The sequence below is a fragment of the Pseudaminobacter sp. Soil_N_29 genome, assembly GCF_057656055.1.
Map to the genome: position 1 here is coordinate 564806 of NZ_JBDGLC010000001.1, position 15768 is coordinate 580573.

The 15768-nt window shown below is 64.6% G+C and carries 15 protein-coding genes; 10 read left to right on the forward strand and 5 right to left on the reverse strand.

Going from position 1 to position 15768, the window contains the following annotated elements; genetic code table 11:
• Positions 1-351, reverse strand: coding sequence for an ArsC family reductase (locus AC3A4H_RS02685; protein ID WP_487765301.1), 351 nt, complete (start codon positions 349-351; stop codon positions 1-3).
• 215 nt (positions 352-566) lie between these two features.
• A complete protein-coding gene (amaB, locus tag AC3A4H_RS02690) occupies positions 567-2078 on the reverse strand; it encodes an L-piperidine-6-carboxylate dehydrogenase (protein ID WP_487765302.1) in 1512 nt (503 codons plus the stop codon).
• Between the two features lie 353 nt (positions 2079-2431).
• On the opposite strand from amaB, the gene AC3A4H_RS02695 reads away from it, so the two are divergent.
• Positions 2432-3340, forward strand: a complete 909-nt coding sequence (locus AC3A4H_RS02695; protein WP_487765303.1) for a LysR family transcriptional regulator — start codon at positions 2432-2434, stop codon at positions 3338-3340.
• Between the two features lie 272 nt (positions 3341-3612).
• A complete protein-coding gene (locus AC3A4H_RS02700) occupies positions 3613-5220 on the forward strand; it encodes a methyl-accepting chemotaxis protein (RefSeq protein ID WP_487765304.1) in 1608 nt (535 codons plus the stop codon).
• 107 nt (positions 5221-5327) lie between these two features.
• On the opposite strand, the gene AC3A4H_RS02705 is transcribed toward AC3A4H_RS02700, so the two are convergent.
• Entirely contained in the window at positions 5328-6110 is a 783-nt protein-coding gene (locus AC3A4H_RS02705; protein ID WP_487765305.1) for an IclR family transcriptional regulator, read from the reverse strand.
• A 123-nt stretch (positions 6111-6233) separates the two neighbouring features.
• Here AC3A4H_RS02705 and AC3A4H_RS02710 point away from each other — a divergent pair, with 123 nt between their 5' ends.
• From AC3A4H_RS02710 to AC3A4H_RS02740, 7 genes are all read left to right on the forward strand, one after another.
• Positions 6234-6986 carry an SDR family oxidoreductase gene (locus AC3A4H_RS02710; protein WP_487765306.1) on the forward strand — a complete coding sequence of 251 codons (753 nt, stop codon included), beginning with the start codon at positions 6234-6236 and terminating at the stop codon, positions 6984-6986.
• A 17-nt stretch (positions 6987-7003) separates the two neighbouring features.
• Positions 7004-7888 carry an amidohydrolase family protein gene (locus AC3A4H_RS02715; RefSeq protein WP_487765307.1) on the forward strand — a complete coding sequence of 295 codons (885 nt, stop codon included), beginning with the start codon at positions 7004-7006 and terminating at the stop codon, positions 7886-7888.
• Positions 7885-9399, forward strand: a complete 1515-nt coding sequence (locus AC3A4H_RS02720) for a sugar ABC transporter ATP-binding protein (protein ID WP_487765308.1) — start codon at positions 7885-7887, stop codon at positions 9397-9399. Before AC3A4H_RS02715 ends, AC3A4H_RS02720 begins: the two co-directional genes overlap by 4 nt.
• Before the next feature lie 31 nt (positions 9400-9430).
• The gene (locus AC3A4H_RS02725) at positions 9431-10429 is read left to right on the forward strand and encodes an ABC transporter permease (RefSeq protein WP_487765309.1); all 999 of its coding nucleotides are present in this window, start codon (positions 9431-9433) and stop codon (positions 10427-10429) included.
• Between the two features lie 100 nt (positions 10430-10529).
• Positions 10530-11474, forward strand: a complete 945-nt coding sequence (locus tag AC3A4H_RS02730; protein WP_487765310.1) for a substrate-binding domain-containing protein — start codon at positions 10530-10532, stop codon at positions 11472-11474.
• Positions 11475-11564: 90 nt separating this feature from the next.
• A complete protein-coding gene (locus AC3A4H_RS02735; protein WP_487765311.1) occupies positions 11565-12842 on the forward strand; it encodes an L-fuconate dehydratase in 1278 nt (425 codons plus the stop codon).
• Between the two features lie 11 nt (positions 12843-12853).
• Positions 12854-13630 carry an SDR family oxidoreductase gene (locus AC3A4H_RS02740; protein WP_487765312.1) on the forward strand — a complete coding sequence of 259 codons (777 nt, stop codon included), beginning with the start codon at positions 12854-12856 and terminating at the stop codon, positions 13628-13630.
• 19 nt (positions 13631-13649) lie between these two features.
• Here AC3A4H_RS02740 and AC3A4H_RS02745 read toward each other — a convergent pair whose 3' ends face one another.
• Positions 13650-14405, reverse strand: coding sequence for an SDR family NAD(P)-dependent oxidoreductase (locus tag AC3A4H_RS02745; RefSeq protein WP_487765313.1), 756 nt, complete (start codon positions 14403-14405; stop codon positions 13650-13652).
• Between the two features lie 39 nt (positions 14406-14444).
• Positions 14445-15215 carry an SDR family NAD(P)-dependent oxidoreductase gene (locus AC3A4H_RS02750; RefSeq protein ID WP_348778122.1) on the reverse strand — a complete coding sequence of 257 codons (771 nt, stop codon included), beginning with the start codon at positions 15213-15215 and terminating at the stop codon, positions 14445-14447.
• A gap of 155 nt (positions 15216-15370) precedes the next feature.
• Here AC3A4H_RS02750 and AC3A4H_RS02755 point away from each other — a divergent pair, with 155 nt between their 5' ends.
• A complete protein-coding gene (locus AC3A4H_RS02755; protein ID WP_487765314.1) occupies positions 15371-15676 on the forward strand; it encodes a DUF1236 domain-containing protein in 306 nt (101 codons plus the stop codon).
• The last annotated feature ends 92 nt before the right edge of the window (positions 15677-15768 follow it).

Consider the following 15768-nt stretch of genomic DNA (forward strand, 5'->3'; position numbering starts at 1 on the left):
TCAACTGGCCAGCGCCTGTGCGTAAAGCTCCGGCTTGAAGCCCACGAGCAGCCGGCCGCCAAGGTCGAGCACCGGCCGCTTGACCATTGATGGCTGGGCCAGCATCAGCGCCATCGCCTTGTCGGCGTCGAGATCCTGCCTGTCTGCCTCCGGCAGCTTGCGGAAAGTGGTTCCGGCACGGTTCAGCAGAACTTCCCAGCCCAGTTCATCGCACCAGCGCGCCAGGCGCTCGCGGTCGAGGCCTTCGGTCTTGTAGTCGTGAAACTCATGGTCGACGCCATGGCTTTCCAGCCAGACGCGCGCCTTCTTCATCGTGTCGCAATTCTTGATGCCATAGATCACGGGCTTCAATTCGGGGCATCTCGCTTCTTCAACAAGATCATGGCCGACAAGAAAGCCTGCCGCCTCCAAGAGGCAGCGCCGCGGCTTGCTTCCGGCAAATCGATTCCAAGATGGGCAAAGCTTTAGCAAGGCCGGCAAGGTGCGGCCAGCCGGCGGTCTACCGGCCACGGCAAGGTGGCTGCCGGCCCTGCGCCGGCAGCCCTCTGTTCGGAGCGATCCTTCTCTCAATCGATGTCGAAGGACACGCCCTGCGCCAGCGGCAGCGCCTTCGAGTAGTTCACGGTGTTGGTGGCGCGGCGCATATAGGCCTTCCAGGCATCCGACCCGCTCTCGCGGCCCCCGCCGGTTTCCTTCTCGCCACCGAAGGCGCCGCCGATCTCGGCCCCCGAAGTGCCGATATTGACGTTGGCGATGCCGCAGTCGGAGCCGTCCGCTCCCAGGAAGCGCTCGGACTCCTGCAGGTCGCGCGTGAAGATCGACGACGACAGCCCCGCGCCCACCGCATTGTGCAGCTCGAGAACTTCGTCGAAGTCGGAATATTTCATCACGTAGAGGATGGGCGCGAAGGTTTCTTCCGTCACCGGCGAAACCTGCCTGGGCATTTCGACCAGCGCCGGGCGCACATAGTAGGCGTCCGCATGCCCGTTTTCGACGCGCGCGCCGCCGGTCACCTTGCCGCCGTGGCCGGCCGCTTCCTCAAGCGCCTTCTGCATGGCGTCGAACGCCGCCTTGTCGATCAGCGGACCGACCAGCGCACTGGTTTCGAGCGGATTGCCGACCGAAACGCTCTCATAGGCCTTCTTCAGGCGCGGCACGATCTGGTCATAGACGCTCTCGTGCACGAACAGGCGGCGCAGCGTGGTGCAGCGCTGGCCGGCCGTGCCCATGGCGCCGAAGGCAATCGCGCGCAGCGCCATGTCGAGATCGGCGCTCGGGCACACTATGCCGGCATTGTTGCCGCCCAGTTCGAGCACCGCACGCGCAAAGCGCTTGGCCAGCCGCGGCCCGACCTCGCGGCCCATGCGGGTGGAGCCGGTGGCGGAAACCAGCGGCACCTTCGGATGATCGACCAGCACCTCGCCGATTGCGCGGTCGCCGATCAGCACCTGCAGCAGGCCCTCCGGCGCATCGCCGAAGCGCTTCAGCGCACGCTGGAAGATCGCCGCGCTGGCAAGCGCCGTCAGCGGCGTCTTCTCGGAAGGCTTCCAGACAACCGCATCGCCGCAGACCAGGGCCAGCGCCGCGTTCCACGACCAGACGGCGACCGGGAAGTTGAAGGCCGAGATGACGCCGACCACGCCCAGCGGGTGCCAGGTTTCCATCATGCGATGGCCGGGCCGCTCGGTTGCGATGGTCAGGCCGTAAAGCTGGCGCGAAAGACCGACTGCGAAGTCGCAGATGTCGATCATCTCCTGCACTTCGCCCAGTCCCTCCGAGCGGATCTTGCCGACCTCGATGGAGACCAGCCGGCCCAAATCTTCCTTGGCCGCGCGCAGTTCCTCGCCCAGCAGCCGCACCAGTTCGCCACGCCGTGGCGCCGGCACCAGCCGCCAGGCCTTGAATGCCTCGTGCGCGGCTTCGACAGCCTTGGCCGTATCGGCAGGCGACATCTGCTTCAGCGCCGCGATCTTCTCGCCCGTCACCGGCGTGCGAACCTCAAGGTCGCCACCCGAGAGAACTTCCTGCGCCACGCCGAGTTTCGCCAGAAGCTCGGCCGTTTCCTTCCTGATATCCATGTCGAAATCCCTTATCTGTCCCATCTGGGCTCGCGCCCGGTCCGCCGTTTCAGATCATGCCGGCTTTCCCTGCCAGCATATCGTCATTCGTGGGCATTTTGTCATCGCTGCTGCAGTGCCAAAACTCCGTCGTCGGCCGGCGCCCGTATCCTTGCGAACCCCGCGCTCCCCGGCTCTACCCGCGCGCAGACCCGTTCCTGCCGACCCTCGCACCTCTTTGCGGTATATCTCCGGCATCGCCGGCGCGAAAGGCCGGGCCCGCGGTTCGCGGCGGTTGATACGCAGCGCGCACTATAATGGCTTAACGCCTGCTCCATTCATGCTATTGGCGCGTTGGTTGATGCGAGAATGGAATGATGTTTGCGAGATCACTGATCCCCGATTTGGGCAAGCTGCAGGCCTTTGAAAGCGCTGCGCGCCATGGCAGCTTCACGCTGGCCGCCAAGGAACTGAGCCTGACGCAAAGCGCCGTCAGCCGGCAGATCAAGGAACTGGAAACCCAACTCGGCGTCACACTTTTCGAGCGCGTCAGGCAAAGGGTCGTTCTTTCCAGCACAGGGCAGAGTTTTCTGCCCGACGTGCGCAAATTGCTCGGCCAGACCGAGGAAGCGATGCTGCGCGCGATGACGGCGCCAAAATCCTCCGCGCTCAACCTGGCCACCCTGCCAACCTTCGGCAGTCGCTGGCTGGTGCCGAGACTGCCGGACTTCCTGAGCCGCAATCCGGGCGTGACCCTGAACATTGTTTCGCGTTCCGAACCGTTCGACCTAGAGGACAACGCCTTCGATGCCGCGATCCACTACGGCCAGCCCGTGTGGGCGAACGCGACTTGCCGCTACATCTGCCGCGAGGTGATCGTGCCGGTGGCAAGCCCGGCCTTTCTGGACGCCAGCATAAGCGGAGAAGGACCGGCGGCACTGGCAGCGGGACCGCTGTTGCATCTCGCCACCCGGCCCAAGGCCTGGGCAAGCTGGTTCCAGACCGCGGGTGTGGAGACAGGCTCGGCCTTTGTGGGCCACCGGTTCGACCAGTTCACAATGTTGATCGAGGCAACGATTGCCGGCCTCGGGCTCGCCCTGCTTCCGCGCTACCTGATAGAGCAGGAGCTAAAGGATGGAAGACTGCAGGTTGCGGTTGATCGCCCCTTGCCGACGGAAAACAATTACTACTTCGTCGTCCCGCTCAAAAACCAGGCCAATTCGTTGGCTAACCTCCTGTTTGAGTGGATTTCCGGTCAGGTCGGAACCGCAATCCAGCGCTGATTTATTTGTTCGCCATAGAGATATTCATCTTCTGGAAGCGGGGACCGGAACGCGTTCGGTAGATTTACAACAAGTAAACACCCGCCACTTACGTCAATGCTTTGGTTTCCGCCCGCCGATCATTTTCCCATCGCTTTCAACATCCTGGCGACCAATAAACCGAATTTGAACGATTGGCACATATTCGCTTGGGCAATCGAAAACCGGGCAGCGCCCCCACCCCCGGAAACGCTGATTTTTGAAGATCAGCAGCCTGAGAACAAGGAACTGCCATGTCCGACACCTCCGTTGCCACTGACGCCTCAATCGCCAGACGCCTCGCATTCGTACGTTTCGACGGCGAGGCGCGCGAGGCTCTGAATGACGTGAGGCCCGCCCTCGAGGCAGCGCTTCCGTCTGCGATGGACAACTTCTACAGCCACATCTCCAAGTTCGAGGAGGCGCGGCAGTTCTTCGGTGCCGGCGGTCAGGACGGAAGCCAGAAGATGCAGGCCGCTTCGGGCCGGCAGGTGAAGCACTGGAGCGCCATCGCCGCGGCAGATTTCGGCGACGCCTACGTCCAGTCTGCAAAGCGCATCGGGCGCATCCACGCCGACATCGGGCTCGAGCCCCGCTGGTATGTGGGCGGCTACACCGTCATCATCGACCAGCTCGTATCCGTGGTCCTCGAGCAGCTCTGGCCCAAGGCCCTCGGGCTCCGCGCGCCGGGGTGCGAACGGGCAAGTGATGCGCTGAGCGCGCTGCTCAAGGCATCGCTGTTCGACATGGAACTGGTGATTTCCACCTATCTGGAAGAATCCGAAAAGCGGCGCCTTGCCGCCGAGGAGGCTCGCGAACAGGGGGAGATGGAGCAGCGCACGGCACTCGCCGCCCTTGCGGAAGCGATCGACCAGCTCGCTAAGGGACGTCTGGACTACCGGCTCGGCACGTTGGACGCCCCGAACTACGCTTCCATCCAGAGCGATTTCAATCGCGCCATGGAACATCTCGAGGAAGCCGTCGGCCGTATTCACGGAAACGCGGACGTGATCCGGGACGGCTCCACCAAGATCGTCCAGGCGGCCGATGATCTGGCGCGGCGAACGGAGCATCAGGCGGCAAGCCTGGAGGAAACGGCGGCGGCACTTGAAGAGATCTCGCAAGCCACCTCCCAGACTGCCAGCGGCGCGCTGAAGGCGGACGGCGTTGCGCAGGAGGCGAAGACCAGCGCACAATCCAGCAGCCAGGCCATGCGGGACATGGTCGTTGCCATGGCGGAAATCGACAGTTCGGCCAAGCAGATCAGCCAGATCGTCTCCTTGATCGATGACATCGCCTTCCAGACCAACCTGCTGGCGCTGAACGCCGGCGTGGAGGCGGCCCGCGCCGGCGATGCCGGCAGGGGCTTTGCGGTCGTCGCTTCCGAGGTGCGCAGCCTGGCGCAGCGTTCAGCGGACGCCGCACGCGAGATCAAGACGCTCATCGCATCGTCGGGCGAGCGCGTGTCTGCGGGCGTCAACCTGGTCGGCCAGACCGGCGAAGCCCTGGAAGTGCTGATCGGCAAGGTTTCGGAAATCAGCGTGCTGGTTGCCGAAATGGCGAATTCGGCCAAGGAGCAGTCGATCGGCCTGACGGGGATCAACGCTGCGGTCAACCAGCTTGATCAGGTCACGCAACAGAACGCCGCCATGGTCGAGGAATCCACCACGGCCTCCCATGCGCTTGCTCTGGAAGCCGAGAACCTTGCGACCAGCGTGTCCCATTTCCAGATCGCAGGGCGGATGGCCGATGCGGTCATGCCGGTCGTGTCTCACCAGCGGCGCACCGCTCCCGCGCTCAAGGTGGTCCGCGCCGAAAAGGCGAAGGCCGTTGCCATCGACGATGGGTGGAGCGAGTTCTGATTGAACTGAACTCTACTTCCTGCTCCAGTCGAGACAGGAAGGACACCAAGCTGCACCGGGAGAACACTGTCCAGAGATGGCTCAGCGCTCCCGGCAGGCTTCCCCTTTCAAGATAGCGACAGCTTTGCCGCCACGTCCTTCAACAAGGCCAATGTCTGGGTGATATCGGCCTGGGCGTTGTCCAGCCTCTGTATATAGGGGCAGGTCAGCACCGCGATCGCGTAGCCCTCCGGCGACAAGATCGGCACGGAAATATCGTCGACACCGCGAATCTGCTGGCTTTCGCCGATCCGGTGGCCGGCACTTCGATAGCCCGCCAGCGCAGGCTCCAGTCTGGCGAAGGTTTCGGCCATTCTGGTTCCATCCCAGCGCGCCACGATTTCCGCCTCTGAATGCTCGTCCTGGAAGGCCAGCAGCGTCTGGCCGGACCCGGTCGTCAGCAGGTCGATATGGGCGCCGATGCGGATGCCGAACTCCCAGTTGCCGGGACAGCTGGCGTGAGCCACCACGATTGCCGCGTCGCGGTCGGCCACCACCAGATGGCATGACTGGCCGGCATCGCGAGCAAAGCCATCCATCAGCGGCAGGGCGCGCGTCACCAGTCGTCGCACCGGTGGGTGGCGGTGGGCCAGCACGAACAGCTTCATGGTCAGCGCGTAGCGGTCGCCCTCCGGCGAGCGGCTGACATAGTCGCGCGCCACCAGCCTTTCGAGCATGCGGTAGACCTCACTTGGCCCCCGCCCCATGGCCTTCACGATCTCCGCGCGCGTCAGGCCGCTTGGCTGCTCAGACAGAAGCTCAAGAATGTCCAGCCCCTTGTCGAGTGCCGGCGCCCTGTAGCGCTCGTCCTTGGCCGTCTCGTCTGACGTTTTGGCCGGCCGCTTCGGCATTGCTCCAAACCCTCCCGGTCAACCGGGCCTTGCGATTGCCCATTGCAGGGGCGATTTATTTATGAATAGTATGTTTGTATATAGACAGGATCGCAAGCAGTTTGCTGGGAGGAGGCAACGGTTATGCGACTGAGGGGCAAACGCATCTTCATTTCCGCAGCTGCCCAGGGCATTGGCCGTGCCAGCGCGCTTGCCTGTGCTGCCGAAGGGGCGCACGTCATCGCCACCGACATCAATGCCGAGGCGCTCGCCTCGCTTTCAGAGCAGAACAGCCTCATCGAAACCCACCGTCTCGACGTGTGCGACAGCGCTGCCGTGGCGGCGTTCGCGCGCGGACCGGCTGCGGCGCTCGACGGCTTGTTCAACTGCGCCGGCTTCGTGCATCACGGCACCATCATGGAATGCGGCGAGGACGACTGGGACTTCAGCTTCGACCTCAACGTCAAGAGCATGTACCGCACCACCCAGGCCTTCCTGCCCGGCATGCTCGAGCGCGCCGAGACAAACGGCTCCGTCGCCATCCTCAACATGGCCTCGATGGCGTCCTCGATAAAGGGTTTCCCGAACCGTCTGGTCTACGGCGCCACAAAGGCGGCCGTGATCGGCTTCACCAAGGCCATGGCCGCCGACTATGTGCGCCGCGGCGTGCGCTGCAACGCGCTTTGTCCCGGAACGGTCGACACCCCGTCGCTGCGCGGCCGCATCGCCGCGGCAGCCGACCCGGTGCAGGCCGAAAAGGACTTCATCGCCCGCCAGCCTATAGGCCGTCTCGCGACCGTCGACGATATAACGCCCTTGGTCGTCTACCTGCTTTCGGACGAATCCCGCTTCGTCACCGGCCAGGCCGTCCTGGTGGACGGCGGCGTCACCATATAGGCGAAGAGGGGCGGGCCATGATCGCAAGGATCGACGGCCACTGCCACTACTGGGCGCTCGAACGCGGCGACTATGACTGGCTGACGCCGGACGCTGAGCATCTCGCACCGATCCATCGGGACTTCGGCGCGGCTGACATGCGCCCCTTGGCCAGTGCGGCAGGCGTCGGCCGCCGCATCCTCGTCCAGGCCGCCCCCACCGAGGCCGAGACGCACTACCTGCTCGAACAGGGGCACGAGGACGATGCCGTTGGGGGCGTCGTCGGCTGGGTGGACCTGTCCGATCCCCGCAGCGTCGGCTCGCTCGAGCGCTTTGCCCGCGACCCGCTGTTCAAGGGCGTGCGCCCCATGCTGCAGGATCTCGACGATCCGCAATGGATCGCTACGCGCCCGCACCCAGAAACGGTGGCGGCCCTGAAGCGGCTCGGCCTGCGCTTCGACGCGCTGGTCATGCCGCAGCACCTTTCGGCCCTCATCCGTTTCGTCAATGCAAATCCGGATCTTCCGGTCATCATCGACCATGCGGCCAAGCCAGCCTTCACCGCCCCGGCCGACGATCCGCGCCACGAAATGTGGGAGCACGGCATGGAAGAACTTGCTTCGCGCCGGCAAGTCTTCTGCAAGCTTTCCGGCCTGCTCACCGAAATGCCCGCTGGCTGTCGCGCAACGCCCGAAGCAGCGGCTGTTTTTCTCCGGCCCACGGTCGACAGGCTGCTTGCCTGGTTCGGGCCCGAACGCATAGTCTGGGGGTCGGACTGGCCAGTCCTGACGCTCGCAGCCGGCTACGACTTCTGGAACGAGGTCACCGCGCGACTGCTCGACGGCCTCGGTGAGGCAGAGCGGGCAAGCATCCATGCCCACGCCGCCGAACGCTTCTACGGTCTTGACGGGGGCCGCGTATGAGCGCCCTCGTCCTCATGAAGGACATCCAGAAATCGTTCCCCGGCGTGCGCGCCTTGCACAATGCGCAGATCGAGCTGCGCGCGGGCGAGGTGCACGCGCTGATGGGGGAGAACGGTGCCGGCAAGTCCACGCTGATGAAGATCCTTGCGGGCATCTACCGGCGCGACAGCGGCGAAATCCTGCTCGACGGCAAGCCGGTGGAAATCGGCTCGCCGCGCCAGGCGCAAGACCTTGGCATCGGCATCATCCATCAGGAACTCAACCTGATGCCGCATCTGACCGCGGCGCAAAACATCTTCATCGGCCGCGAGCCGCGCAAGGCGGCGGGCTTGCTGCTCGACGAGGCAAAGCTGAACGCGCAGGCCGCGCAGATCTTCGCCAGCATGCATCTGAAGCTCGATCCGCGCACCACGGTGGGCGGGCTCACCATCGCGCGCCAACAGATGGTCGAGATCGCCAAGGCGCTGTCGCACCGCTCGCGGGTGCTGATCATGGACGAGCCGACCGCGGCGCTGAACGAGGCCGAGATCAAGGAGCTTTTCGCCATCATCGCCCGGCTCAAGGCCGAGGGCGCCGGCATCGTCTACATCTCGCACAAGATGGACGAGCTGAAGCGCGTTGCCGACCGCGTGACGGTCATGCGCGACGGCGAATATATCGGCACCCTGCCCGCGCGCGAGACCCCGGTCGAGAGGATCATCTCCATGATGGTCGGGCGCGCCTTGTCCGACGAGCGCCCGAGGGTCCCCGATCACTCCGCCACAACCGTGGTCCTCGAAGTTCGAGGGCTCAGCCGGGGCAAGGAAATCCGCAACGTCTCGTTCTCCGTCCGCAAGGGCGAAATCCTCGGCTTTGCCGGCTTGATGGGCGCCGGCCGCACCGAGGTTGCACGCGCAATCTTCGGCGCCGACCGGCGCGACGGCGGCGAGATCTTCGTGCATGGCAGGCGGGTAGACATCCGCAAGCCTCAGGACGCGGTGCGCGCCGGCATCGGCTACCTCTCCGAGGACAGAAAGCACTTCGGCCTCGCCACCGGCATGGATGTGCGCAACAACGTCGTAATGGCAAGCCTGGGCCGCTTCACCGGCCCGGGCGGGCTGCTCAAGGAGGCGGCCATGCACGACGCTGCCATGCGCTACATCGACCAGCTGGCAATCAAGACGCCGTCGGACCGGCAGGAGGCGCGGCTGCTTTCCGGCGGCAACCAGCAGAAGATCGTCATCGCCAAATGGCTGCTGCGCGACTGCGATGTGCTGATCTTCGACGAACCCACGCGCGGCATAGACGTCGGCGCCAAGAACGAGATCTACAAGCTGCTCAACGCGCTGGCAGATCAGGGCCGCGCCATCATCGTCATTTCCTCCGAGCTGCCCGAGATCCTGAGGCTGAGCCACCGCATCGCAGTGATGTGCGAAGGCACGCTCACCGGTTTTCTGCCTCCGGGCTCGTCTCAGGAGGAGATCATGAACCTCGCCACCATGCGCGGCGAGGCCATTGAGCTCAGCGCATGAAGGAAGCGAAGCCAGCGAAGGGAGAGGCCAGATGAGTGCGACGACGTCCACCGCGAATATCCCGTCCGGCACAAGGTTTTCCGGCGCCCAGCACCGGTTGCTCGCCTTCGCCAGCCTGATCGCGCTGATCATCGTCTTCAGCCTCGCCTCGCCCAATTTCATGCAGACCAGCAATATCATCGCCATCCTGCAGGCAACATCGGTCAATGGCGTGCTGGCCATCGCCGCCACGCTGGTCATCATCACCGGTGGCATCGACCTGTCCGTCGGCACGCTGATGACCTTCTGCGCCGTGAGCGCCGGTGTGGTGCTGACCTTCTGGGGCATGCCGCTGGGCCTTGGCGTGCTCGCCGCCGTGATCGCCGGCGCGGTGAGCGGCACCCTGTCCGGCACCTTCGTGGCCAAGCTGAAAATCCCGCCCTTCATCGCCACGCTGGGCATGATGCTGATTCTCAAGGGCCTGTCGCTGGTCATCTCCGGCACACGGCCGATCTACTTCAACGGCACGCCGGGCTTCACCCAGATCTCGCAGGGGTCGCTCATAGGTTCGCTTGTCCCTGCCCTGCCCATCCCCAACGGCGTGTTGATCCTGTTTCTGGTGGCCATCGCCGCAAGCTTCATACTTGAGCGGACCATCCTCGGCCGCTTCACCTTCGCGCTCGGCTCCAACGAGGAAGCGGTGCGCCTCTCCGGCGTCAACACCGATCGCTGGAAGATCGCCGTCTATGCGCTCGCCGGCAGCATCTGCGGCATCGCCGGGCTGCTGATCGCCTCGCGGCTCAACTCGGCCCAGCCGGCTCTCGGCCAGGGTTATGAACTCGACGCCATCGCCGCGGTGGTCATCGGCGGCACGTCGCTCTCGGGCGGGCGCGGCACGATCATCGGCACCCTCATCGGCGCGCTGATCATCAGCGTGCTGGCCAACGGCCTGCGCATCCTGTCCGTCGCCCAGGAGTGGCAGACGGTGGTCACCGGCAGCATCATCATTCTCGCCGTCTACACCGACATTCTGCGCCGCAGCAGGCTTTGAGGAGGCGTGCCTTGCGCAGCCTTCTGGCCGCGCCAACAACCAGAAGAGAGCGAAAGCGCTCCGGGTAAGTTTCGATCAAAACGAACCAACGGAGGAAACCATGTTTAACAGACGCACCGTTCTCGGCGCCCTCAGCGCCATCGCCCTCATGGGCAGCGGCTCGACCATGGCAATGGCCGAGGACATGTACATCCCGCTCATCTCCAAGGGCTTCCAGCACCAGTTCTGGCAGGCCGTGAAGGCGGGCGCGGACAAGGCCGCGGCTGATCTCGGCGTGACCGTCACTTTCGAAGGCCCGGATTCGGAGTCGCAGGTCGACCGACAGATCGACATGCTGGCCGCAGCCCTCGCCAAGAAGCCGGCAGCGATCGGCTTCGCAGCACTCGACAGCCAGGCGGCCATCCCGCTGCTGCAGCAGGCCAAGGATGCAAACATCCCCGTCGTCGCCTTCGACTCCGGCGTCGACAGCGACATCCCCGTTGCCACCGCCTCGACCGACAATCTCGCCGCGGCGGCCCTTGCCGCCGACAAGATGGCCGAACTGATTGGCGGCGAAGGCAAGGTGGCACTGGTGGTGCATGACCAGACCAGCCGCACCGGCATCGACCGCCGCGACGGCTTCGTCAACCGCATCAAGGAAGCTCATCCGAAGGTCGAGATCGTGGCCATCGAATATGGCGAGGGCGACCATCTGAAGTCGACCGAGATCACCAAGGCGATCCTGCAGGCCAACCCGGATCTGAAGGGCATGTTCGGCGCCAATGAAGGCTCGGCCATCGGCGTCGTCAACGGCGCCAAGGAACTGGGCCGCAAGGTGGTGATCATCGGCTACGATTCCGGCACCCAGCAGAAGCAGGCGATCCGCGACGGCGAAATGGCCGGCGCCATCACCCAGAACCCGGTCGGCATCGGCTACAGGACCGTCGAAGCTGCGGTCAAGGCCGCCAAGGGGGAAGCCGTCGAGAAGCATATCGACACCGGCTTCTACTATTACGACAAGTCGAGCATGGACCAGCCGGAGATCGCGGCGGTTCTCTACGACTGATCCAGCTTCTGCAAGCCGGAGGGGACGCCCCCTCCGGCTTGCAGAATGCGACTGCCAAACGCTCCGCGTGACTTTTCAGGAATCCCGACCATGACCAGCATCATCGACATGCGGGTGCTCGACCTGCGCTTCCCTACCTCGCAGCACCTCGACGGCTCCGACGCAATGAACCCGGACCCCGACTATTCGGCGGCCTATGTCATCCTCGATACCGACACGCCCGGGATCGAAGGGCATGGCCTGACCTTCACGATCGGCCGCGGCAACGAGATCTGCTGCGCGGCGATCGAGGCGATGCGCCACCTCGTCGTCGGCCTGAACATGGACGCGGTCATCGCCGACATGGGCGCATTCTGGCGCCACGTCACTTCGGACAGCCAGTTGCGCTGGATCGGCCCGGACAAGGGCGCGATCCACCTCGCCACCGGCGCGGTCGTCAACGCGGTGTGGGACATCTGGGCCAAGATGGCGGGCAAGCCGGTCTGGCGGCTGGTCGCCGACATGTCGCCCGAGGAACTCGTGCGCTGCATCGACTTCCGCTACATCACCGACTGCATAACGCCCGAAGAGGCGCTCGCCATGCTGCGCGACAAGGCGCCCGGCAAAGCCGAACGCATCGCCACCCTCGAGCGCGAGGGCTATCCCTGCTACACGACCTCGGCCGGCTGGCTGGGCTATGAGGACGAAAAGCTGCGCCGCCTGTGCCGCGAGGCAGCCGAGGCGGGCTTCAACCACGTCAAGCTCAAGGTCGGCCGCGACAAGGCCGACGACATCAGGCGCCTGCGCATCGCCCGCGAGGTGCTGGGCCCCGAACGCCAACTGATGATCGACGCCAACCAGGTGTGGGAGGTCGACCAGGCCATCGAGTGGGTGCGCGACCTCGCTTTCGCCAGGCCCTGGTTCATCGAGGAGCCGACCAGCCCGGACGATGTCGAGGGGCACCGCAAGATCCGCGACGGTGTGGCGCCTGTGCAGGTGGCGACCGGCGAGATGTGCCAGAACCGCATCATGTTCAAGCAGTTCATCATGCGCGGCGCCATCGACGTGGTGCAGATCGACGCCTGCCGCCTCGGCGGCGTCAATGAGATCCTGGCCGTGCTGCTGATGGCAGCGAAACACGGCCTGCTTGTCTGCCCGCACGCCGGCGGTGTCGGCCTGTGCGAATACGTCCAGCACCTGTCGATGATCGACTATGTCTGCATTGCCGGCACGCGCGAGGGCCGCGTGGTCGAATATGTCGACCACCTGCACGAGCACTTCAAGGAGCCGTGCATCGTGCGCAACGCCGCCTACATGCCTCCCACTGCACCCGGCTTCTCGGTGGAGATGAAGCCCGATACGTTGGAAAACTATCAATTCCGGGGCTGACGGGGACGGTTATGGATCTGGGCTTGAAGGACAAGGTCGTCATCGTCACCGGCGGCGCCGCCGGCATCGGAGGCGCGGTCACACTCGGCCTTGCTGCCGAGGGCGCAGTTCCCGTCGTGTTCGGCCGCAGCGCGCCAGCTGGGGATTTCGACGCCCGGCTGCGACAGCTGGCGCCACGGGCAAAATTCATCCAGGTCGAGCTGATGAACGATGCGGAGATCGAGGCAGCGGTGAAGGCAACCTCGGACGCTTACGGCCGCATCGACGGGCTGGTCAACAACGCCGGCATCAACGACGGCATCGGCCTGGAAGCCGGCCCGGAAGCGTTTCGCCAGTCGCTCGAGCGCAACCTGATCCATTACTACACCGCCGCCCACCACTGCCTGCCGTGGCTGAAGGCTTCGCGCGGCGCCATCGTCAACGTCTCGTCCAAGACCGCTTTGACCGGGCAGGGAAACACCAGCGGCTACACCGCGGCAAAGGGCGGGCAATTGTCGCTGACACGCGAATGGGCGGCAGCCCTGCGAGGCCACGGCATTCGCGTCAACGCAGTCATTCCGGCCGAGGTGATGACGCCGCTTTATGAGAAGTGGCTGAGAACCTTCGACGATCCGAACGCGCGGCTTGAGGAAATCACCCGCCGTATTCCGCTCGGCCAGCGCATGACGACGGCCGAGGAGATCGCCGACACTGTGATCTTCCTGCTCTCCGAGCGCGCCAGCCACACCACGGGTCAGTGGCTGTTCGTCGACGGCGGCTATACGCATCTCGATCGCGCGCTGGACTGACCAGCCGCCGGAGGCCGCGCTACCCTTTCCGCTCCTGCAGGATATTTCCGCCGTCCACCACCAGAACCGAGCCGTTGACGTAGCTTGCCGCGTCGGATGCCAGGAATGCCACCGCCGCGGCAACTTCGTCCGGCGTTCCCGCCCGGCCCGGCGGCGTGCCGCGAGCAGCCTCCAGTTCTTCCGGCGTCGAGGCGCCGGTTTCGATCCAGCCGGGCGCGACGGCATTGACGGTGACGCCCTGCCGCGCGACCTCCAGGGCGAGCGCATGGGTCATGCCCACCATACCGGCCTTGGCGGCGGAATAGGCCGATTCTCCCTCGTTGGAGACGTAGGGGCCAGTGACAGACGCGATGTTGACCACGCGGCCATGCCCCTTCTCGACCATCCGCGGCAGAAATGCCTGGGTGACGAGAAACGCCGTCTTGAGACTGACGTCGATGCCCCGATCCCAGTCGTTCTCCGTCAATTCCAGGAAGCGCTTCTGCACTGCCGGCTGCGCGGCGGTTCCCATCCCCGCATTGTTGACCAGTATGTCGACGTCACCGATTTCGGCATGAAGACGCGCAACCTGCACTGCATCGGTCAGGTCGGCCGCCGCCGCCTTGACCGCGATACCTTCGGCCTCAAGCTCCGCGGCGCGCTCGAAGATGCGGTCGGAAGATGAGGTGATGGCGACCGACAGGCCGGACCGCGACAGCGCACGCGCAATCGCCATGCCGATCCCGTCGGGTGCGCCTGCCCCCGTCACCAGCGCGGTCGTGGATTTCGTTGACACGGTAAGTCCCCTCTTTGTTTTCAGCCGCTGCAACGCGGTTCAGTAGCCTGCGGTCACGCCGAAATCGATCGGAAGCGCGGTGCCGGTGATGGGTGCAGCACCCGGCTGGCACAGGAAATGGATGAGCGAGGCGACTTCCTCGGCCTTGATGAAACGGGCGCTGTCGCCCTGCGGGTAATGGGAAAGCAGCCTGCGCTTGTAGCCTTCCGGATCGCCGTCGCCATAGGCCGTTGCCTGAAACTCGATCATCGGCGTTGCGACATCCGCCGGGCAGACCGCATTGACCCGGACCCCGTGCGGCGCGAGTTCAAGAGACAGCGCCTTCGACAGCAGGACCAGCCCGCCCTTGGAGGCGCAGTAAACCGCCGCGCCGTTGTTGCCGACCAGGCCCGCATCGGATGCGATGTTCACTATCGCCCCGCGTGACGCGATGAGATGAGGGGTCGCCGCGGAACTCAGGAAAAAAGCGCCTTTGAGATTTATGTCGAGCACGCGGTCCCAGTCCGGTTCGCTGACCTGCGTGGAAGGCCCCTCTAGCCAGACGCCGGCCGCGTTCACCAGCACGTCGATGCCGCCGCCCCACTCCACGGCGGTTTCAACTGCTTCCCGGCACGCGGCGACGGAACGGATGTCAAAAGCTATTGTCAGGGCCTCGCCGCCCGCGGCCTCAATCCGCTCCTTGGCGTCGGCAAGGCGCGGCCCTTCAAGGTCAGCGACGACGATGCGGTCGCCATCGGCTGCAAACCGCAGCGCGGCCGCAATGCCCATGCCCCCCGCTCCGCCGGCGATCATGACAGTTCTGCGCGACATCAGGCACCTCCCCTTCAAATGCAGAGTTGGGGCGCGCCATGCGCATCCCCCGCACCGGATAGCGTAACCTCGCCGAAGCAGCAACGGCGGAACCCTTCACCGACTTCTGAGTTTGCGTACGGGTGGGATGATCTGAAATTCACAAGGAGGACGTCATGCGACACATTTTTAGGATCGCTTTAGCGGCGGCAGCTCTGATCGGTGGTGCAGGACTGGCGGCGGCGCAAGACGTGGTTATCCAACCACAGCAGCAAACCGTGATCAGGGAATACGTCCACAAAAATCCCCTGGCCTCGATCAGTCTGCTGGGACTGGAACTGAACGTGGGATCGACGGTGCCTGACGAAGTCGAACTGCACCGGATCGACGTTCCGGATGTCCGCTACCAATATGTGGTCATCAATGACCATACCGTCCTGGTGGACCCGGATACGCGCCGGGTCATCGAGGTTGTACGGTAGCGTCTTGGACATACCTTCCAGGCCCGCCGAACTCTTGCGGCGGGCCTTTCACATCGCGGATCGACATTGCTGACCCGGCACGCCTCACCCAT